At 58.5% G+C, this 20,769-nt stretch carries 21 protein-coding genes; 17 read left to right on the top strand and 4 right to left on the bottom strand.

The window, feature by feature from the left end; genetic code table 11:
- Positions 1-267 precede the first annotated feature (267 nt).
- From repC to repA, 3 genes are all read right to left on the bottom strand, one after another.
- A complete protein-coding gene (repC, locus tag M0412_RS24155; RefSeq protein WP_142843340.1) occupies positions 268-1,482 on the bottom strand; it encodes a plasmid replication protein RepC in 1,215 nt (404 codons plus the stop codon).
- A 155-nt stretch (positions 1,483-1,637) separates the two neighbouring features.
- Positions 1,638-2,660, bottom strand: a complete 1,023-nt coding sequence (repB, locus tag M0412_RS24150; protein ID WP_064334703.1) for a plasmid partitioning protein RepB — start codon at positions 2,658-2,660, stop codon at positions 1,638-1,640.
- Positions 2,657-3,871 carry a plasmid partitioning protein RepA gene (gene repA, locus M0412_RS24145; RefSeq protein WP_064334742.1) on the bottom strand — a complete coding sequence of 405 codons (1,215 nt, stop codon included), beginning with the start codon at positions 3,869-3,871 and terminating at the stop codon, positions 2,657-2,659. Before repA ends, repB begins: the two co-directional genes overlap by 4 nt.
- 388 nt (positions 3,872-4,259) lie before the next feature.
- Between repA and M0412_RS24140 the strand changes: the two genes are divergently transcribed.
- From M0412_RS24140 to M0412_RS24075, 14 genes are all read left to right on the top strand, one after another.
- The gene (locus M0412_RS24140; RefSeq protein ID WP_142843339.1) at positions 4,260-4,883 is read left to right on the top strand and encodes an acyl-homoserine-lactone synthase; all 624 of its coding nucleotides are present in this window, start codon (positions 4,260-4,262) and stop codon (positions 4,881-4,883) included.
- A 12-nt stretch (positions 4,884-4,895) separates the two neighbouring features.
- Entirely contained in the window at positions 4,896-5,873 is a 978-nt protein-coding gene (gene trbB, locus M0412_RS24135) for a P-type conjugative transfer ATPase TrbB (RefSeq protein WP_142843338.1), read from the top strand.
- On the top strand, positions 5,863-6,246 hold the full coding sequence (locus tag M0412_RS24130; protein WP_142843337.1) for a TrbC/VirB2 family protein: 384 nt from the start codon (positions 5,863-5,865) through the stop codon (positions 6,244-6,246). Before trbB ends, M0412_RS24130 begins: the two co-directional genes overlap by 11 nt.
- Positions 6,239-6,538, top strand: a complete 300-nt coding sequence (locus tag M0412_RS24125; RefSeq protein ID WP_037094117.1) for a conjugal transfer protein TrbD — start codon at positions 6,239-6,241, stop codon at positions 6,536-6,538. Before M0412_RS24130 ends, M0412_RS24125 begins: the two co-directional genes overlap by 8 nt.
- A gap of 9 nt (positions 6,539-6,547) precedes the next feature.
- On the top strand, positions 6,548-9,004 hold the full coding sequence (locus tag M0412_RS24120) for a conjugal transfer protein TrbE (RefSeq protein ID WP_142843336.1): 2,457 nt from the start codon (positions 6,548-6,550) through the stop codon (positions 9,002-9,004).
- On the top strand, positions 8,976-9,779 hold the full coding sequence (gene trbJ, locus M0412_RS24115; protein WP_142843335.1) for a P-type conjugative transfer protein TrbJ: 804 nt from the start codon (positions 8,976-8,978) through the stop codon (positions 9,777-9,779). Before M0412_RS24120 ends, trbJ begins: the two co-directional genes overlap by 29 nt.
- Positions 9,773-9,949 carry an entry exclusion protein TrbK gene (gene trbK / locus M0412_RS24110; protein ID WP_142843334.1) on the top strand — a complete coding sequence of 59 codons (177 nt, stop codon included), beginning with the start codon at positions 9,773-9,775 and terminating at the stop codon, positions 9,947-9,949. Before trbJ ends, trbK begins: the two co-directional genes overlap by 7 nt.
- Positions 9,950-9,953: 4 nt before the next feature.
- Complete coding sequence (gene trbL / locus M0412_RS24105; RefSeq protein ID WP_142843333.1) at positions 9,954-11,132, top strand: P-type conjugative transfer protein TrbL; 1,179 nt, start codon at positions 9,954-9,956, stop codon at positions 11,130-11,132.
- 24 nt (positions 11,133-11,156) lie between these two features.
- Positions 11,157-11,819, top strand: a complete 663-nt coding sequence (locus M0412_RS24100) for a conjugal transfer protein TrbF (protein WP_065653658.1) — start codon at positions 11,157-11,159, stop codon at positions 11,817-11,819.
- A gap of 17 nt (positions 11,820-11,836) precedes the next feature.
- Positions 11,837-12,649, top strand: a complete 813-nt coding sequence (gene trbG, locus M0412_RS24095; protein WP_142843332.1) for a P-type conjugative transfer protein TrbG — start codon at positions 11,837-11,839, stop codon at positions 12,647-12,649.
- Positions 12,650-12,652: 3 nt separating this feature from the next.
- A complete protein-coding gene (trbH, locus tag M0412_RS24090; protein ID WP_142843331.1) occupies positions 12,653-13,090 on the top strand; it encodes a conjugal transfer protein TrbH in 438 nt (145 codons plus the stop codon).
- A gap of 12 nt (positions 13,091-13,102) precedes the next feature.
- Positions 13,103-14,404, top strand: a complete 1,302-nt coding sequence (trbI, locus tag M0412_RS24085; protein ID WP_142843330.1) for an IncP-type conjugal transfer protein TrbI — start codon at positions 13,103-13,105, stop codon at positions 14,402-14,404.
- A 97-nt stretch (positions 14,405-14,501) separates the two neighbouring features.
- Entirely contained in the window at positions 14,502-14,723 is a 222-nt protein-coding gene (locus tag M0412_RS24080) for a hypothetical protein (protein ID WP_142843329.1), read from the top strand.
- A gap of 374 nt (positions 14,724-15,097) precedes the next feature.
- Positions 15,098-15,811 carry an autoinducer binding domain-containing protein gene (locus M0412_RS24075; RefSeq protein ID WP_161991475.1) on the top strand — a complete coding sequence of 238 codons (714 nt, stop codon included), beginning with the start codon at positions 15,098-15,100 and terminating at the stop codon, positions 15,809-15,811.
- A 114-nt stretch (positions 15,812-15,925) separates the two neighbouring features.
- On the opposite strand, the gene M0412_RS24070 is transcribed toward M0412_RS24075, so the two are convergent.
- On the bottom strand, positions 15,926-17,812 hold the full coding sequence (locus M0412_RS24070) for a diguanylate cyclase (protein ID WP_142843328.1): 1,887 nt from the start codon (positions 17,810-17,812) through the stop codon (positions 15,926-15,928).
- Between the two features lie 147 nt (positions 17,813-17,959).
- Here M0412_RS24070 and M0412_RS24065 point away from each other — a divergent pair, with 147 nt between their 5' ends.
- From M0412_RS24065 to M0412_RS24055, 3 genes are all read left to right on the top strand, one after another.
- The gene (locus M0412_RS24065) at positions 17,960-18,676 is read left to right on the top strand and encodes a helix-turn-helix transcriptional regulator (protein WP_269703655.1); all 717 of its coding nucleotides are present in this window, start codon (positions 17,960-17,962) and stop codon (positions 18,674-18,676) included.
- Between the two features lie 353 nt (positions 18,677-19,029).
- On the top strand, positions 19,030-20,025 hold the full coding sequence (locus M0412_RS24060; protein WP_142843326.1) for an AraC family transcriptional regulator: 996 nt from the start codon (positions 19,030-19,032) through the stop codon (positions 20,023-20,025).
- Positions 20,026-20,508: 483 nt separating this feature from the next.
- The gene (locus M0412_RS24055) at positions 20,509-20,751 is read left to right on the top strand and encodes a hypothetical protein (protein ID WP_142843325.1); all 243 of its coding nucleotides are present in this window, start codon (positions 20,509-20,511) and stop codon (positions 20,749-20,751) included.
- Positions 20,752-20,769 lie beyond the last annotated feature (18 nt).

Below are 20,769 nucleotides of genomic sequence, written 5' to 3'. Positions count from 1 at the left end.
GCACCGCCGGGTGCGCCGTCGAGCCCTTCCCGGCGCCGTGGTCCTCTCAATCCGCTGCTTCCAATTGGGCGCGCCGCCCCCTGTTCTCAACACAGCACACGCGTCCCACAGCCCCCAACCCAGAGAGCTGGAACGACCCTGCCCCCATAACATACGTTCATTTTCAGCTGCTTAGGACTGTGGTCAGCTGACCACCAAGAAAATTGCCCAGATGCTTTCTTGGCCGCTCCACCCGCATCTAATTTTCGAGTTCGGGCTCATTGAAACCTACCCAGCTTGCAAACTCCCCTGCCCGTTGGCCCTCAACAACGCCATTATCATAGGACCAAGCGAAAACTCTCCTCGTTCCGTGCGCCTTGTCAGATCCCGCAGATAGCCGCCAGCCGAGTTGATGAAGTTTGCGCGCTCCAGGATGCAAGCGACAGCCGCGGCCGCATTTTCCGGCCCCATGGCATCGCAGGCTTCCTGATAGGCCGAGGGGCTCACCTTCAGCATCGATCGAACGACTACCGCCGCTGACATCAAGTCTCGCCAGTTTCCGATTGCGCCACCCGGCCCGTAGTCCGATATCGTCGGGCATGCCTTCAACACCACACCCAACGGGAACGCCTTAAGCGGCTCGCTCTTCGGCCGGCGGATTTCGCTCGGCTTCGCTCCCTGCTCTTTTCGAGAGCTAGGTTCAAGTTCACGGATGGATTCGGGATTTGAATTCTGTATGTGCTGCTCATTGTGAGCATCATTGGTGCTATTATTTTCGGAATTTTCGTGAAATTCCAGCCGATTGACTATCTCCTCGCGCAGCATCTCCATTTCTTCAAGGATCGTCGTTACATCGGTGAGCGTCGGAGCGCGCGGGATTCTGCCCACAAGCGCTACATAGATGTCCTCGATCGCTTTCCAGTCGCCTTCGGCGCCTTCCTCCATCGCGGCCGTAATTAGCTTGCGGACATCGCGTCGGCAGATCGTCAGGCTCTCCTTGGCCTTCCTGAACGCCGCTCTGTTGGCCATCACCTGCTGCGCCTTCATCGCCAACTCTTCGGACCGTGCCAAGAGCGGCGACAGATCGAAACCGAAGGCGCTCTCGATGCGTCCCTCGCCGTCCTTACGGGCGTAGCGCTTTCCATTGGCGCTATCCTTGCGGACGATTAGGCCTGCTTCCACCAGGATGGCGATATGTCTGCGCAAAGTCGCGCCCGCCATCGCATGCGCTCGTAAAGCAAGCTGAGCATTCGAGGGGAAGACAATCAGTTGGGCGTCTTGGCGCAACTCATTCTCAGGATAAAAGCTCAAAAGCGCGTCAAGAACCGCGAGGCTATTGGACTGAATCCCGAGTAGTTCCATGGCGGCGGAGGCGTCTCTGAAGACTTTCCACTTATCCGCTGCCTTGCCTTGTTTGATATCGGCCGAAGCCGACTGGCGCCGCACGAGCGCAAGCGTCATCGGCCGCCGCCCGAATGGCGTCGTCACACTTCCTGTCTGCATCGTCTTTCACCTTTCAGCAGGCAAAAGAAATCAGCTCACCAAAACGGCGCCAAAGACTCTTGACGAAGATTCGAGGAAATGCGATTCTGTTCGTGCTAAAGAGACAGAAGGGCTTCCACGACGGCAACGTTGAGGGGGCTCTTTTCTTTTGCGGGTTAGTCTCCCTGTTTCTGTGGATGCTTTGCACGGTGTGCCTGATAAAGCGCCGGCAAATGTTCGAGTACGAAGGCGGCAAAGTCTGGCGTGGCTTTCCTGTCGATCGTAATCTCCAGCTTGCTCTTGCTCTGTGTCACCTGCGCAAGTCTGTCGCCATCGGGGGTCGACATGACGTCCGGAAGCCCGCGCGCGATGCGACGCGGCTTGAGATGGCCTATCAGCGCCTTGAAGCGGTCTGCCGATGGCAGCGTCTGCACCTCTGCTGAGGCCGCAAATTTGATCGCGTCCGACGGCGAAGCTGCCTTCTCGACCAGTTCTGCCAGTTGTTGCCAGCTGGGTCGTCCAACTCCTGGAGCGGCCCCAATGGCATCGATCAGTTCGGAGGGGAGGGCGTCGACAAGAAGGAGCATCTTCGACAGATTGCTTTTATCGATCGACATTGCGGCAATGACGATCTCTCGCGAGAACTGCTTATTCAGTCGATGCGCGAAGCGCGCCTTTTCGATGAAGGTGAGATCCTCACGCTCATTGTTCTCCTGGCCCTGCGCGACGACGAGTTGCTCGTCCGTCAGGTCACGAACGATTGCCTTTACAGGAAGGCCAAGATCTAGAACCGCGCGCAGTCGGCGGTGGCCAAAGGCCACCTGATATCGGCCTGGCTGGTCGGGATGAGGTCTCACCAGGATCGGGACCTGCTGCCCTTGCTCGCGGATTGAATCAAGGAGTCCGTCGATGTCCCCCTGCATGCGATCCCGCACAAAGGAGGGCTCGATGGACGAAGCGTCCAGTTCCACCACGGCGTGGCCCTCAGCAAGCCGCCGCTCAATCTCCTCCGCGCGGCCAAGTCGATCGTTCTGCTCGCGTAGCGCGTTGCCAATGTTTGCGGTCAGCTTCGTTGACGGGTCGCGCTCCTTTCTCACCACCCCGAGAAGCGGCATGGAGCGGCTCTTTGCCGTCCGGCTCTCTGCTGCGGGCGTTTCGGGTGCGTCTGTCGAGACCCCGAGGATGTGCTTGCGGCTCATGTCGGTCTACCCCATGCTTTTTTAATCAGGCCTTCGATTTCGTCGTTGACCGCGTTCATGGCTTCCAAGGCTCGATCATAGGTCGAGCGCGTGAACTGGCTGCGCTCGACTTCGAAAAGGGTTTGGTTGGTCAGGCCGGCGTCCGAAACCGCTGTCGTCTTAAGCATCGGGAAATTGAGAACATTTTCACCAAAGATCGACCGAAGATAACCTACCATCTGGTTTTGCGGTCCATCGCTTGGTTCGAAACGCGTTATCAGGTAGCGCATCCAATTGAACTTGAACTCGGCCCCGGCGTTCTCAATTTCGCGTAGCAGGTTCGATGTCATGGCCAGGAACTGGTTCATGGACATCACGTCCAGCATCTGCGGATGCACAGTGACCAAGATGGAGGTTGCCGCCGTCAATGCCGACAGCGTGAGGTAGCCTAGCTGGGGAGGACAATCGATAACGACAACGTCATAGTTATCCGCGATGTCTTCGATGACTTGACTGATCCGACCGTAGAAGAGCGTATCGCCTTCCTTTCGCTTCATCAGCGCACGCGGCGTGTCGTGCTCGAATTCCATCAGTTCGAGATTACCGGGGATGAGGTGGAGATCGGGAATATAGGTCCCTCGGACCACTTGCTCGACCGGTACCTGCTCCTCATCGTACCTGATGGCGCCGTAGAGAGTTTCGTTCGGACCCACGTCTGTTTCTGGCTGACTACCGAAGAGGGCGGAAAGGCTTGCCTGAGGATCGAGATCGATTGCCAGAATCCGGTACCCGCGCATGGCCAGATACTGTGCGAGATGCGCGGCGGTGGTCGTCTTACCCGACCCGCCTTTAAAATTCATCACTGAAATAACCTGAAGCTGCTCACCGTCTCGGCGATGCGGCAGGTAGCGTCTGTTCCCGCGGCCGACCTGGTCCATGTGCTTGCGGATTGCATGGATGTCTTCGATCGAGAAAGTCCGCCGACCACCTGGGCTCATGGTCAAGTTCAGCTCTGGCATTTCCGAAGCAGTCTGCCTTAAATAAGACTCACCGACGCCAAGCAGCTTGGACGCCTCGGATGGCGCAAATGTTCGAATTCCCTTCTCGGAGGTCGGAGGGAAGACCTTGAGATGATGTGCTTGAAGTTGGCTGGAGAGGGCGTCTGCATGACGCTCCATCAATGCGGTCAACCCTTCAAATACGGGCGCTGTTTTCGCGGCGGTCTTCGCCATCTCAAAACCCATTTCTTGCCAGTGGCGATATTTTTCGCGAAACTTCAAAAGTTCCGCCACTGGCAATAAGCGTCGATTCTGGATTTTGAGCAAGAGCTTTTTGGTTAACGAAAGCTTAACGCTCAAGAAAGAAGGCGTCCAACGCAATCAATTTTTAGCCGTAGAAACATTGCCTTAGAAAGCACGTCACTCCCACAGGTTCATGGTCTGTTTTACTGTGAATCCTACAACCGCCTAACCGAATTGTTGCGGGAACAAGGCTGCTTTCGCGGAAAAGGGGACGGTTGCGCCGCGACTCACTCCAATCGGGCTTGTAGGATCCTACAACTACCACCCGAATCTGTTCCGTGCTGATTTCCCCGCCGACCAATATCCGACGGAGAAATTCATGCAGATTCTCGCGATTTCCAAACCGCGAAATATTCAAGAAGCTCGGCTTCTCCACCGCCATCATCAGCTACGTGCGCGCGTTTTTGCCGAGCGCCTGGGCTGGGAGGTCAAAGTCGTCGACGGTCAAGAGGCGGACGCCTTTGACGCTCTTATGCCGACCTACGTTCTCGCAATTTCCGACGGTGGCGCCGTGACTGGTTGCGCCAGGCTACTCCCGGCTCTTGGCGCGACGATGGTGACGAACATCTTTCCGACGCTGCTGCCGGATGGTCAGCTGAATGCGCACACCGCCATGATCGAGAGTTCCCGCTTCTGCGTCGATACGACTCTCGGGGAGGGTAGGGGAGACGGCTCCGTCCATGAGGCGACCCTGACCATGTTTGCGGGCATCATCGAGTGGTGCATGGCGAACGGCTACACGGAGATCGTCACGGTGACCGACCTCCGCTTCGAGCGGATCCTCGCTCGTGTTGGCTGGCCCCTGCAGCGGCTGGCGGAGCCGAAGAAGATCGGGGTGACCATGGCTGTCGCCGGGACCCTTCCCGCGAATGCAGACACATTCCAACGGCTCCGACCTGCCAACTACCGTTCCGAACTCAGCGCCGTCAGCCAAGCAGCGTAAGAAAGAAAAGCCGTGAACCAGCTTCGATCTCATCCTCGACTTGTCCGCAAACTCCAGGAGGCACTGGGCGACCAGCTCTGCTTTGCGCTGGAAGACTCAACGGTTGTCGAAATCATGCTCAATCCCGATGGCAAGCTCTTCATCGAACGGCTCGGTCATGGCGTCGCGCCTGCCGGTGAGATGTCGCCTGCCGCCGCCGAGATGGTGATCGGAACGGTCGCGCATGCGCTCCAATCCGAGGTCGATACCGAGCAACCAATCATATCCGGGGAGCTACCGATCGGCGGTCACCGCTTCGAAGGGCTGTTGCCTCCCGTTGTCGCCAAGCCGGCGTTCACCATTCGCCGCCGAGCCTCGCGCCTGATCCGGCTCGATGACTATGTGCGCTCCGGCGTGATGACCGAACACCAGGCTTCGACTATCCGCAGCGCGATTTCGTCCCGGCTCAACATCATCATATCCGGGGGCACCGGGTCGGGCAAGACGACGCTCGCAAATGCCGTCATCGACGAAATCGTCAAGTCTGCCCCGGAAGACCGCCTCGTCATCCTGGAAGACACCGCCGAGATCCAGTGCGCGGCCGAGAACGCTGTTCTTCTCCACACCAGCGATACCGTTGACATGGCACGGCTCTTGAAGAGCACCATGCGTCTGCGCCCAGACCGGATCGTCGTGGGCGAGGTCCGCGACGGCGCTGCGCTCACGTTGCTGAAAGCATGGAACACGGGCCATCCCGGAGGCGTGGCCACCATCCATTCCAACACCGCTATGTCGGCGCTACGCCGCCTCGAGCAGCTAACTGCCGAAGCCAGCCAGCAGCCGATGCATGAAGTGATCGGGGAAGCGGTCGATCTCGTCGTCTCGATCGAGCGAACGCCGCGCGGGCGGCGCGTTCGCGACGTCATCCAGGTCGAGCGCTTCGCGGGCGGCCAATACGAAATCGAATCCGACCAGCTTACGGAAGAACAGGAGGCGCGCCATGTCGCGTAGAAACGCATTCATCGCCGCTGTACTCCTTGCGGCACCCATCGCTCTTGCCTCGGTCTCGCCGGCGCTCGCCAGTTCCGGCGGCAGTCTTCCCTGGGAAGGGCCGCTGCAGCAGATCCAGGAATCGATCACCGGACCAGTTGCCGGCGCCATTGCGCTTGCAGCCGTCGCGATCGCCGGCGGCATGCTAATCTTCGGCGGCGAACTGAACGATTTCGCGCGGCGGCTCATGTACATCGTGCTCGTCGCTGGCATCCTGCTTGGCGCCACCAACATCGTCGGCCTTTTTGGCGCAACCGGTGCCTCGATCGGACTGCCCGACGAGCAGACCATCTCAATCAATCAAAGCGGGGAAGGGGAGGGGGCTCATGGCTGAGTCCCTGTCTGGCCTGCAACGCAACCGCATTCATCGGGCGCTGTCGCGTCCGAACCTGCTGATGGGCGCGGACCGGGAGTTGGTGCTGATCACCGGTCTTGCTGCAGTCATCCTCATCTTCGTCGTTCTGACGATCTATTCCGCGCTCTTCGGCGTTGCCGTCTGGATCGTCGTCGTCGGCCTCCTGAGAATGATGGCAAAGGCGGACCCGCTGATGCGACAGGTCTATATCCGCCATGTCTCGTACAAGCATTACTACAAGGCGACCTCCTCGCCATGGCGCCGGTATTGAGGGCAAGCCATGGTTGCTCTGAAACGCTTCCGGGCCACCGGCCCATCCTTTGCGGATCTCGTCCCCTATGCCGGCCTCGTCGACAATGGCGTCCTTCTGTTGAAAGACGGAAGCCTGATGGCCGGCTGGTATTTTGCGGGACCCGACTCCGAAAGTGCTACCGATCTCGAGCGCAACGACCTGTCACGGCAGATCAATACGATCCTGTCGCGGCTCGGGAGCGGCTGGATGATCCAGGTCGAAGCCGTTCGCATCCCGACATTCGACTATCCGTCTGACGATCGCTGCCACTTTCCAGATGCGGTCACGCGCGCGATCGACGCCGAGCGGCGGGCGCATTTCGGGCGCGAGCAGGGGCATTTCGAGAGCAAGCACGCGCTCGTCCTCACCTATCGGCCCCTGGAGTCCAAAAAGACCGCGCTGAGCAAATACATTTACTCGGACGAGGAGAGCCGCAAGAAGAGCTATGCCGACACGGTGCTCTTCATCTTCAGGAACGCCATCCGCGAGATCGAGCAGTATTTTGCCAACACTCTTTCGATCCGGCGCATGGAGACGCGCGAAGTCGCGGAGAGGGGAGGGGAGCGGCTCGCCCGCTATGACGAGTTGCTACAATTCGTTCGCTTTTGCGTCACCGGCGAAAACCATCCGATCAGATTGCCGGATGCCCCGATGTATCTCGACTGGATTGCGACAGCCGAGCTCGAGCATGGCCTGACGCCGAAGGTCGAGAATCGGTTTCTCGCGGTTGTGGCAATCGATGGCCTGCCGGCCGAGAGCTGGCCGGGGATTCTCAACAGCCTGGACCTGATGCCGCTCACCTATCGCTGGTCATCGCGCTTCATCTTCCTCGATGCGGAAGAGGCACGGCAGAAACTCGAACGCACCCGCAAGAAATGGCAGCAGAAGGTACGGCCGTTCTTCGATCAGCTCTTCCAGACGCAAAGCCGCTCCGTCGACCAGGATGCCATGACCATGGTAGCCGAGACTGAGGATGCCATCGCGCAAGCCTCCTCGCAGCTGGTTGCCTACGGCTACTACACGCCTGTCATCGTCCTGTTTGATCACGACCGTGAGGCTCTCCAGGAAAAAGCGGAAGCCATTCGCCGGCTGATCCAGGCGGAAGGATTCGGCGCAAGGATTGAGACCCTCAACGCCACCGACGCCTATCTCGGCAGCCTGCCCGGCAATTGGTACTGCAACATCCGCGAGCCGCTAATCAACACCAGCAATCTCGCCGATCTGGTCCCGCTGAACTCGGTCTGGTCCGGCAGCCCGGCGGCGCCGTGCCCATTCTACCCGCCGAACTCGCCACCCCTTATGCAGGTGGCGAGCGGCTCGACTCCGTTCCGGTTGAACCTCCATGTCGATGACGTCGGTCACACCCTGATCTTCGGGCCGACCGGCTCGGGCAAGTCGACGCTGCTGGCACTAATCGCAGCGCAGTTCCGACGGTACGAACGCGCCCAGATCTTCGCTTTCGATAAGGGGAACTCGCTCCTGCCGCTGACGCTCGCCGCCGGCGGCGATCACTATGAGATCGGTGGCGACGCCCAAGAAGAGGCAAAGGCGCTGGCCTTCTGCCCACTATCGGACCTCGCGAGCGATGCGGATCGCGCCTGGGCAACGGAATGGATCGAAATGTTGGTCGCCCTTCAGGGTGTTGCCATCACCCCTGATCATCGCAACGCGATCTCTCGCCAGATCGGATTGATGGGCAGCGCGGCCGGACGGTCCCTGTCAGACTTCGTCAGCGGCGTCCAGATGCGCGAGATCAAGGACGCGCTTCATCACTACACGGTCGACGGCCCGATGGGCCAGCTTCTCGACGCGGAACAGGACGGCCTTTCCCTCGGCGCATTCCAGACCTTCGAGATCGAGCACCTTATGAACATGGGCGAGCGCAATCTTGTGCCCGTGCTAACCTACTTGTTCCGGCGGATCGAGAAGCGTCTCGACGGTTCCCCGAGCCTGATCGTGCTCGACGAGGCCTGGCTGATGCTCGGTCATCCGGTATTCCGCAGCAAGATCCGCGAGTGGCTCAAGGTGCTGCGCAAGGCCAATTGCGCCGTTGTACTCGCCACGCAGTCGATCTCCGACGCCGAACGCTCGGGTATTATCGATGTGCTGAAGGAATCCTGCCCAACGAAAATTTGCTTGCCGAACGGCGCCGCAAGGGAATCTGGGACGCGCGAATTCTACGAACGGATCGGCTTTAACGAGCGACAGATCGAGATCGTTTCGAACGCCATTCCCAAACGCGAATACTACGTCGTCACCCCCGAAGGCCGTCGGTTGTTCGATATGGCGCTCGGCCCCGTGGCGCTGAGCTTCGTTGGCGCATCCGGCAAGGAAGACTTGAAGCGCATTCGCACGCTTAGTTCCGAACACGGCCGCGACTGGCCGGTTCACTGGCTTCAAATGAGAGGAGTTCACGATGCCGCGTCGCTGCTCAACTTCGAATAGATTCGTCGTCAGTCTGGTGGCTGTAATCGTTGCACTAAGTGCAGCCGCGCCAGCGCGTGCCGGCACCGCCACAGGTGCAGCGACCGAATGGACGCAGGTCCTCAACAATGGAGAACTCGTATCCCTCGTTGGCCAATCCGGCGAGCAAATCCAGAACCAGCTCACCCAGATCAGCCAGCTCGCGCAACAGATCGAAACGCAGCTCAATATCTACCAGAACCTGCTGCAGAATACGGCGACCCTCCCGTCGCATATCTGGGGACAGGTCGAAAGCGACCTCAATCAGTTGCGCAGCCTCATCGACCAGGGCCAGAGCATTTCGTTTTCGATGGGCAATGCAGACGATGTGCTGCAGCAGCGCTTCCAGAGCTATTCAAGCCTCAGGGCCAACCTGCCGGGCGCGACAAGCTTTTCCTCCAGCTACCAGTCGTGGTCCGATACCAACCGGGACACGATCGCCAGCACCCTGAAAGCGGCAAGCCTGACGGCCGATCAGTTCGACAGCGAGGAAGGCACGATGTCCTCGCTACGATCGATGTCCGAGACCGCCGATGGGCAGATGAAGGCCCTCCAGGTTGGGCACGAGATCGCCGCACAGCAGGTCGCGCAGATGCAGAAACTGCGCGGTCTCGTCTCCCAGCAAATGACGATGATGGGGACTTGGCTGCAGACCGAGCAGACCGACAAGGACCTGGCTCAGGCGCGACGAGAGAAATTCTTCAGCGCGACAGCCCCGTCGACGTCCGGCGGCGAGAAGATGAAGGTGGAATGGTGAGAACGAAACTGATCCTGCTCACACTCGCGGCCATCGTGGCGGCCGGCAGCACCGGCATCTGGCTGCTCATCTCCGAAAAGCAGGCTGCGCAGGAGCGTCGCGAACAGTTCTTTGGCACCTCCAAGAAGTATCCGACCTCTGGCGGCGAGAGAATGAAGGTCGAGTGGTGAGCAGATGACGGGGATACCTTTTCAACGGTTCAGGGCAGCGATGCTGCTTGCGACCTTCTGCGCACTGGCGGCCCAGCCAGCCTTCGCCCAGGAAGGCTCGGTGTTAACCTCATTGCAGAGCCAGATCACCACGGCCGCGAAGGGGTGGGAAACCACGGTCATGGATGCGGCGAAATCGTTATTCTGGATCCTGGCGACGATCGAAATCGGCATCGCCGCCGTCTGGCTGGCACTACAGGCCGCATCGCTTGACAGCTGGTTCGCCGAGCTTGTCCGGCGGATCATGTTCGTCGGCTTCTTCGCCTTCGTGTTGGCGCAGGGTCCCACCTTCGCCAAGGCGGTAGTCGACAGCCTGTTCCAGATTGGTGCTGGTGGCGGGACCGCGTCACCAGCCGACGTCTTCAATGCCGGACTCGCCGTCGCAACGAAGATGTCGGAAAAGATTCAGTTCGGTCTTTTTGAGGACAATGCGCTGGCGATCTCGGCTGCTTTTGCAATGGTCGTCGTGGTCATCTCATTCTCGCTCGTTGCAGCGATTTTTGTGTCGGTCATGGTCGAAATGTATATCGGCCTTCTCGCCGGCATGATCATGCTCGGCCTTGGCGGTTCGTCCTATACGAAGGACTTCGCCGTCCGATACCTAGTCTACGCATTCTCGGTCGGAATGAAGCTCATGGCGCTTGTGATGATCTCGCGCATCGGATCGGAAGTGCTGATCGGATTGGCAAACGAACCTGACATTGGAGACCAATTCCAGACGGCACTTGCGATCGCCGGCATTGCGGTCGTCGTCTTCATTGTCGCCATCTACGTCCCGAACATCATGCAGGGCGTCGTGCAGGGAGCTTCTGTCTCAGGCGGAATGGAAGCAATCCGGCACGGTGGGCAGGCCGCGTCCTTCGCCACAGGCGCTGGCTTCCTCGCAGCGGGTGCCGCGGGGACCGGCTTCGCGGCTGGTCAGGCTGCCCGAGCTGCAGGTTCATCCGTCGCCGGCGCAATGCTTCGCGGGATCGGAGCTGGCATCGGATCGGCCGGACATGCGGCAGGCTCGGCCGCCAAGGAGAAGGCCATCGGTTCTCCCGGCGCCTATGCAGGTTCGATCCTCGGTCTTGCCAACGCCAAGCTCGACCAGGCGCGTAGCGGGCATAGCGGACCAAAGCCACCTCCCGAACGCAAAGACTAACCGCAATTAGAAAGTGATGGATCGATGGCAGCGAACCGCGCCCCCGAAAACCCGTACCTCGCCGCACGCCAGGAATGGAATGAACGATACGGCTCTTACGTAAAGGCCGCCGACGCATGGCGCATTGTCGGCATCCTCGGTCTGACAATGGCGGTCATCGGCTTTAGCTATTCGATGTACTTGAGCACTCAGGTCAAATTGGTGCCTTACATCGTCCAGGTCGACAAGCTTGGAACCTCGGTGACGTCAGGGTTCCCCGAACAGATCGAATATGCCGATGTCCGGGTGGTGCGCGCCACGCTCGGCAACTTCGTGACCAGCTTCCGCAGCATTACGCCGGATGCCGTGGTGCAGAAGCAATATATCGATCGGACCTATGCGCTGCTTCGGACCTCCGATCCGTCGACGCAGAAGATCAATGACTGGTTCCGGAGCAACTCGCCGTTCGAGAAAGCGAAGTCCTCGACCGTTGCCATCGAGGTCAACAACATCGTGGCGCTCTCGAACCAGACTTATCAGATCGACTGGACCGAGTACGAACGCGACCGCAAGGGCAAGGAAATCGGCACGCGCCGGTTCCGCGGGATCGCAACGGTCACGCTCACCGCACCGCAGGATGAGGCGACCATCCGTCTCAATCCGATCGGTCTCTATGTCCGGGATTTCGACTGGACAGCGCAGCTTTAAGGGCAGGGGATTTCTCAATGCACAGAACAGGATTGATCGCAGCCGCCGGCTGCTTGGCCACGCTCGTCCTCGCGAGCGGCATCGAGGCGCAGAGCATGACAAACAACGAGGTGAAGGGCACCAACATTTCCAGGAAGTGGCGCGGGACATCGGGGCTGGTGACGACCGGCCCGGATGGCAAGGTCATTTTCCTGTTCGGAGAAACCCAGCCGTCGGTCGTCTGCTCGCCGCTTCAAGTCTGCGATATCGAATTGCAAGGCGGCGAGATCGTCCGCGATGTGCTTGTCGGTGACACGGTTCGTTGGAAGGTCGAACCGGCGACTTCCGGCGCCACGGGCGGGCAGGCGATCCATTTGATCGTCAAGCCGTCGGAACCGGGACTCGTTACCTCGATGGTGGTCACCACATCGCGGCGCACCTACCACATCCAGCTGAAATCCCATCCGAGCCAGTACATGGCGCGCATCGGCTTCGAATATCCGGAGGACGTATCGACCAAGCTCGCCGACATCAATTCCCGGCTCGAGACCGGCGGCATTCCCGGCACGGCGCCCGACAAACTGAACTTCTCGTACTCCGTGAGTGGCTCGGCGCCCTGGAAGCCGAAACGGGTCTATTCGGATGGCGTCAAAACCTACATCCAGTTTTCGAAATCGATCTCGGGGCAGGATGCGCCAGTGCTCTTCGTCGTCTCGGGCGGCCAGAACCGCATCGTCAATTACCGGATGAAGAATGACATGATGATCGTCGACTACGCGGTCGACAAGGCGATCCTCGTCTCCGGCGTTGGCTGGCGCCAACAGAAGATCACCATCCGGCGGGGAGGCTGAACCATGCGCAAGCTTCTCGTCATCATCATCACCGCCACCCTGCTCTCAGGCTGCCAGACAGCCGAGGATGGATTGACCACCAGTTCAACCCCGGTCGCCGTCACCGGCCCAGCCGCTAGCGCCATCGCCGGCGACATGGCGAGCCGCCTCGCCGAGCAGATCGATCCGGCAGGCACGACGACGCTCAAAATGGAAAAGGACACGTCAGATTTCGCGGCGGCGCTCGAGGCGGCGCTGAAAGGATGGGGCTACACCGTCATCACCGACGGCAAGGTAGGGAAGGATGTGAAGACGGTCGAGCTCGTTTATTCGATCGATGACGTCGACGGCCAGGTGCTCGCACGGCTCTCCACGCCGTCCGTTGCCCTTGGTCGGGCCTACACGGCCACGGCGGCCGGCGCCACGCCGGCAAGCCCGCTTTCCATCATGCAACGCAACTGAGGGGAGGCGAACATGGTCCAGTCTCTCCAGCTTGGCGCCTCCAACCAAGCCGACGATCAGAAGGGTATGCGCCGTCTCAATCGGCTGCCGATCATCATCGCCATCATCATCATCGCGTTGTTCGTCGGGGTGGTCGTGGTCGGGCTGTCGTGGCGCGGGCTGGCATTCAATCGGAACAATGATATCGAGAGCGCCTCGAATGCTCCCGCAACCAATTTTGGAGACCAACTCAAACGCGGCGTTACCGACGGCATCATCGGCGAGCCGGTTGAGCGCGAAGCGTTTCAGCCAACGCCCGCCGTCGAACAGAAGGTCGAGAAGGAAACATCTGTTGTCGACCGCCAGTCCGCGGAAAGGCAAGAACGGCGGCCAAGGCTCGAATCCGAAGAGGAATGGAAAGCCCGCCTGAAACGGGAGCAGGACGAACAATATATCCGCGAGGCGCAGCGCCAGCGTATGGCCCGCCTTCAGGCGCGGGCAACGGCTTTGGACTCGCCATTGAAGGTGGATATTTCCGATGTCGAAAAAGTCGCCAACAATTCCAGAGACACGGGCCGGCAGACGACAACTGCGACAGCCAACAATGCCTCCGACCTCTACGCCTCCGCTGTCAAATCAGGGCTGATGGGACAGAACGTCGATCCGAACACCCAGACTTCGAAGCAGGATTTTTTCAATCAGGACATCAAGGATCTCGGCTATCTGCCGAACCGGGTCGTACCGCAGATCTCGCCCTATGAGCTGAAGCGCGGCTCGGTTATTCCGGCCACGTTGATCACCGGGCTCAACTCCGATCTTCCGGGCAGAATCACCGCTCAGGTCAGCCAGAACGTTTTTGACAGCGCCACCGGCTATCGGCTCCTGATCCCGCAGGGGTCCAAACTATTCGGCCGCTACGATTCCAAGGTGTCGTTTGGCCAGGAGCGCGTACTCGTCGTCTGGACCGACCTCATCTTTCCGAACGGATCGACCCTGCAGATCGGCGGCATGGCGGGCACGGATGCCGAGGGATATGGCGGGTTCAAGGATAAAGTCGATCGACATCTCTGGCGCACCTGGGGTTCGGCAGCACTCGTCGCGCTGATCGGAACCGGGATCGACATGTCCATGCCGGAGAGTTCGACGCTTGCGACGCAGGATACGGCGTCCGATGCCGCCAGACGGAATTTTGCTGAAAGCTTCGGTCGCGTCGCCGAGCAGACAATCTCGAAGAACCTGAATGTACAGCCGACGATCCAGATACGCCCCGGCTATAAGTTCAACGTCCTCGTCGACCAGGACATCATCTTTCCGTCGGCTTACCGCATAAACTAAAGGAAACGCCAAGTCTGCAAGAGGTGCAAATCTGCGAGTTGCGCTGGCTGAAGAAATGGTGCCGGATGGTCCTGCTCAACGCAGGAAAGGATAGGCGATGACAGAAATGGATTTTGGCGATTTGCCGGATGACGACCCGGACCTTCTCGAAAACACCGCTTTGCCGAAGCAGTTTATCTCGCGCCTTCGAAGTGCGTTTTACACCCGGCTTTCGGATTTCGACAACATGGACGATATCCAGATGCCACGCGAGCCGGGAATTAACTGGCGTATCATCAAAGCCGTCAGATCCGAGCGGGCGCGTATCGACGCCAAGTGATCTTGCCGCTTGAAAAGCGCTGGCAGTTTTAGGATTTGGGGCCTTGCGTGGGCAAACGGGCCGGGCCTTATATCGCGTTCTCTTCAGTACATAGCACTCGCGTCAGAACACGGTTTCCATTCGCCCGCAAAAACTTTTCTTGATTTGTCATCTTTTTGAGGCAGGGAGCCTTGAAAGCTCCCCCTTTATGGGTAGTGCTAACGTACACGGCAAGAGGGACTGCTTTGCATCAACCAAGCACCGCCGGTTGCGGAGCTATCGTCAGTTGGCGATTAGCAGGTCCGCCTGTTGCCAAACGACGATGCCCATCATCCAGCGTCTCGGCTGGCAAATAAAGGACCGCGTTACGGGTCAAAAACATAGGAGAAGCGTTCGTGGACGGAGAATTTCGCTCGCTCGTTGATATGCTGGAAGTCGCGCAAGACGAGGCCATGGTCAAGGGCGCCCTCAGGCAGTTCACGCGTTCCTGCGGATACGAACGGTTTGCCTATCTCGAAAAAGAAGGCGCCCAGATCAGGACATTCAACTCCTATCCCAAACCCTGGGAGGGTCTTTACCTCTCGGCTGACTATTCCAGCATCGATCCGGTGGTGACGGAAGCGAAGCGCAAACGGGACGTTTTCTTCTGGACTGCGGAGGATTGGCCGGCCCGCGGTTCTTCACCACTCAGAAAATTTCGCGACGAGGCGATCGACCACGGGATCCGCTGCGGCATGACGATCCCTGTTGAAGGTGGTTACGGCGCGTCGATGATGCTGACCTTTGCATCCTCGGAAAGAGACGTGGACGTCCCGGCCGCATTCGACTCGAAGAGAGCTGTCCAATTGGTGATGATGGTTCATTATCGATTGAAGATGATTGCTGCCAAAACCGCCGTCAATCCGAAGCAGGTGCTGTCACCACGCGAGATGCTGTGCCTGACATGGGCGATGAAAGGAAAAAACACACTCGAAACTGCCGCTGTGACCGGCATCAATTCGAGGACCGTGCAGCACTACCTCGATAAAGCCCGTGCCAAGCTGGGCGCTGAATCAGTGCCGCAGCTTGTTGGAATCGCGAAAGATCGTGGGTTGCTAAGCTCTAATTAGCATCGTCGCGTCAGCCCTCCCACAATTGGAATACGAGCTGCAGACGCGCCCAATTCTGCTGTGTTTGGGCTTGGCGGCAACAGCGAAAGGCCGCCATTATGATGCCTTCGGTCCTTACTTAACTGTCACGGTCTGTCCGTCCGATAGCGTCCGCGCCACCACTTGATTGCGACCGTTCTCTTTCGCCTCATAGAGGGCGTCATCGGCTTCCGAAAGGATGCGTGCTGAGCCGAAGTGCAGACCTTTCCCCGTGACCGTTGAGATTCCTACACTCGCGGTCACTCGCCCGAACTCGCTCCCAGCATGTGGGATGTTCTCTTTGGCCAGGAGATGAGCAAATTCGTCGGCAACGATTGCAGCGCCTTTTTCGTCCGTGTTTGGAAGTAGAACCACGAACTCCTCGCCGCCGTAACGCGCCACGAGGTCCCCTGCGCGCTTCACGGACTTGTCTAGACATCTTCCGACGATGCGCAGGCAGTCGTCACCAGCAAGATGGCCATAGGTGTCGTTGTAGGCTTTGAAGCGGTCGACATCGATCATCAGGACACTGAGCGGCATACCCCTGCTGATACAATGTTCGGTTTGGGCCGCAAAAGCCCGATCGAAAGCGCGGCGATTGGTGAGATTGGTCAGTCCATCCGTGTCTGCAAGGGCTCTGAGCTGGTTAGCCGATTCCTGGAGAGCGATTTCCGCCTGCTTCGTCGCCGTGATGTCAGACACGACCACCATCGCCGTGCCATCATGGGCGAGCCGGGTCTTAAGTGCGCGCCACTCGCCGTTCTGAAGCTGGATTTCTTCGTCCTTGTTGACAGGAAGGCTTGCTGCCGCCAGCTCGATCCATTGCTCTGAAGCCACGTCGGGCATGTCGATACGCTCGCCCGTTTCCGCTACGCTGCGTAAGATGTCGCTGATATGCGCACCGACGACTCGAGCATCGCGTGAAAACGGGAATGCGTCCCGGTATTGCTCATTGCAGAAGACGAGGAACCCCTTCTTGTCGAAAATGGCGAAACCCTCGGACATGCCATGCATCGCAAGCGTCAGCAGGTTTCGCTTTTCGCGAAGCTCGCTTTCGAGTTCCACGCGTTCGGCAATGTCACGGGTGACGCCTGCGAGGCCAACGATGTGCCCCTCACTATCCCGAAGAGGGACCTTCGACGCAAGCAGGTGGCGATCGTTCAACCGCTCCTGAAAGTCTATCTGCGGTTCGCCGGTGCGCATGATCTGCTGTTCGCGGAAATACAGCTCCTCGGCTTCTGGAGGAGTGCGCAGGTTGAAGTCGGAAAGCCCGATCATGTCGGAAGCTGCGGGAAAACGGAATAGCCGGGCCATATTGTCGTTCACGGTCAGGAATTTGCTCTCCCTGTCTTTAACGTACAGATAGTCGGGGGACTGCGAGAATGCCGTTTCCAAAATTCGGCGCTCCAGCTGCACCCGATCTGTCTTGAGCATGATGAGGCCACACAGGATTGCAGCGACACAGTTTGCCGTGATGAGTGGGAACCCGATGGCCGAGAGCGCTTGGACCTCCGACAGGCTTGGAAGAATAGCGAGCACCAGGGTTAGCGCAAGCGCCAGGGCCAGGCTGAGAAATAGAAGGATGCGTCCCGCTGAGAATTTTGTGCGCGGCAGCAAATAGGTCGCCGCTCCCACCGAGCTCACGACCAGGATCGCCACGATCCCGTCAAGGGTAGCCGTTCCGGCAAGATAGAGGCGAAAGATAGCGGCTGGGACTACTGCACCGATGGCAGATATGGGGCCGCCCAATGCAGCGGTCAGCGCAAGCGGAACAAAACGAAGATCAAGATAGATTCCGGGCTGGTATTGGACTGCGAGCAACATGGAGCCGATAGAAGTGCAGCCCGCGAACGCACCAAAAAGAACTTTGTCGTGCCGAACGATTAGCCGACGGTACCAGATCGAAAAATGTGCCCACATGGCGAAGCACAAAACGACAAATGCCAGATTGCCCGCAAGCCGCTCCCAGACGCCCGTTGCCATGCATATACCCTGTGTAATCGCCGAGACCCGGCTGACAATCTGAGAGCGAAGCTGAAATATCAGCCAGAAGTTGCCTGTTGACGATTGATATTGCGTTAAGCATTCAGCGCAAAAATGTGGTTTTCAGGATTCGGCGAGAGATCAGTGATGGGGCATACACACGGGGAGGGGTTTGACCGCTTCAAGAACCTTTCGGAAGTTCCAGTTCAGCGACAACTGCGCGATAACGAGCTGCTTGAACATGTGAGAAAGGCTGTCGGGTTCCGGCACGTCGCCTTCGGTGGACTTGACCTGAACGGATACCACATCGGGCGAGGGCGCTCGATCGAGAGCGACATGCCGCCAGCCTATGTCGAAACATACTTTTCGGAACAGTGGAACCGCTCCGATCCCCTGCTTGTTCGGTCGACTGCACAGGCGACACCGATGACAGAGGAAGAGGCATTTGACCTTTCGCCGCCGGCCCAACGTCTTTCCTATCTGCATCGCTCTTACGAGATCGGCAAGCGCCTGCAAATTCCCGTCGCCAGGGGTGGTGTTGTTTATGGCGGTGTTTCCTTCACGACGGAGCGGGCGTTTACCCCAGGCGAACGAGAGTTCCTGGTATTCATCGCGGAGCCGTTGCACCGGACAATTTCAAAGCCTTTGATGGATCGTTTTGCCGCTGATGCCTTGCGGCTTACAGATGGTGAGCTGCGTTGCCTTCAGCTCGCCAGCACTGGCTTGACCAGCGAGGAAATTTCCGGGGTTTCCGAGTATCGAACCGAAACTGTCAACAGCTACCTGAAGAGCGCGGCGAAGAAGCTGGGCGCGGCTAACCGCGCTCATGCGATCGCCGAAGCAATTCGCCGGCATCTAATATGATGCAGGAGTCTTTGCTCTAACTTCACGTGAAATATAACGGCGCAGCCATCGTGGTTTCGGCAACATCTGCTCGGCAGCCCGTCCTCATTTTAGCAGAAAATTAGCGAATCGACCCAAATCTGGGGTAGGAAGAGACGAGCTCTCGCCTCCACGACACCGCATTTTGAGTATTCTGAGGTACGTACCACAATGTTCATCGAATTTGCAAAGCCGACTTGTGCGGATACTGTTGCCCACGGGCAACTTCCCATTCTTCGGTATCCCTCGGCTGAAATCTGGCGAGAATCTGGGCGGAGCGGTACGGAACTTACCCAAAAGCTCCCTGCCCGATCCGCACGCATCCGGGGGCACTGATGGTGCGGGCTCCTCAAACGTCTCGTTTCAAGTTCGTGCAAATGGACATCGACGAACTTCAGGAACAGCTTCCTCAGAGCCGTGAATGCGTAAAACTCCGCCCTCTCTCCAAGGCCGGAAAGGTCAGCATGGAGAACCTGCAGTTTTCCGCCGGCAGTTTTGACATCTGGCGGACGGATTGTGGCATCGGCGTCGAGGCAAGTTTCGATGCCCCTCCCGACTCGTGTGCTCTGTACCTTCCAATAGCGGGGGCAATGGAAGTTCGTTGTCGCGGCCTCGATCTCGTTTCCAAGTCAGATAGTATTCTGGTCGGCAAACTGCAGCAGACGGAGTTCGTTCGTAAGCATGCGGGACGCTCGCATATCGGCGTCACCTTCAGCCAGAACGCTCTCAAACGGGAACTGAGCTTGTTACTCGATCGGCCTGTGACGGGGGATGTGGATTTCGCGATTGAGATCGAAGCCAACACGACCTTGCACGGATATCTCATGTCCTTGGGAGGCTTGCTGTGGTCGACGTTTGCAAACGACAAAGAAGAAGCCTTGCCACTCCGGTCAACGGAGCTTCTGTTCCGGTCAATGCTCGTATGCATGCTGGAACAGTTGCCACACACCTATTCCAGCGCGCTCAAAGACCCGGCGGCGGCCGCTGTGCCTCGCCACGTGAAGCGAGCGATAGACTTCATGATGGCTCACCTTGATACGTCGCTAGAGATGGCGGACCTCGCAATAGCCGCTGGTGTGAGCATCCGCGCTCTGCAATCAGCATTCCAGCAGTTCAAGGACACGACCCCATCCGACTACTGGCGGCAATTGCGGTTGGAAGCCGTCCGGCGCGATTTTCTCGTTTCGGGAGACTTGACGGTCTCAGCTGTGGCCAGACGCTACGGGTTCGTCCACATGGGCCATTTTTCAGCTCTCTACAAAGCGGCTTTCGGGGAATTGCCTAATGAGACAATTCGCAGGGGTCGGGAAAGCCAAGCCCAGCGCGATTGAAAGAGGCGGGCGGAGACCTTGAAGGGTTTTCCAACCTTGCCCGGCCGGTTCGTTTAGATAGGCGCCGTTTCCATCGACGGTCGCTTTCTTCCCGGATATCCCTGTGGCGTGCCGAATATCCGAAATCCGCAACCTATTTGTTCGCCTTCATCTGGCCAATATTTGATTAATCACAAATTTACAATTGAGCCCAATTCTGGGCTTTATCGGAAAGGCGGATGAACGCCGGGGCTGGCAGGATGTCGGATTTCGATACGACCGGGGTCTGTGCCTGGTCGATATCAACTTTCACCGCCATCGAGACTACTGCGTCAGCTCATCCTTACGATCCGCCGGTTCCCAATTTCTCCTAATACAGCGTCGTTGCGAAATGCCGTGAGGGCTATTCGCTACTGGAAGGCGTGCGGGAAGGAGATGGAATGTCACAATGCTGGTGGCGCTGAAAGACCAACGAATTGCATGATTTAGGGGAATACTCTCAAAATGTCTAATCTCATTTCCTTTCCCAGTACCAGGTTCCAACAGCATTCATCCCCTGAGCTGCGGGCTGTACGTGACCAGATTCTGGAGGTCTATGCACAGCTCGAAGAGATCCGCATGGCGATAACTGCTTCTGCATCGCAAGGCGCTGCCGCACCTCGAATTCAATTGCTGGATCATACGGAGTTTGGTCTCTGGGCCGCGAACGGGCGGGGTGCTGCCTCCGAACTTGCCGGCGAGGGCTGATGAGATGCCGTTTGCTGG

The organism is Agrobacterium sp. O3.4, assembly GCF_041414895.1.
Lineage (GTDB): Bacteria > Pseudomonadota > Alphaproteobacteria > Rhizobiales > Rhizobiaceae > Agrobacterium > Agrobacterium cucumeris.
Note: the sequence above shows the minus strand (reverse complement) of the source record. Positions and strands in the feature narration are given on the sequence as shown.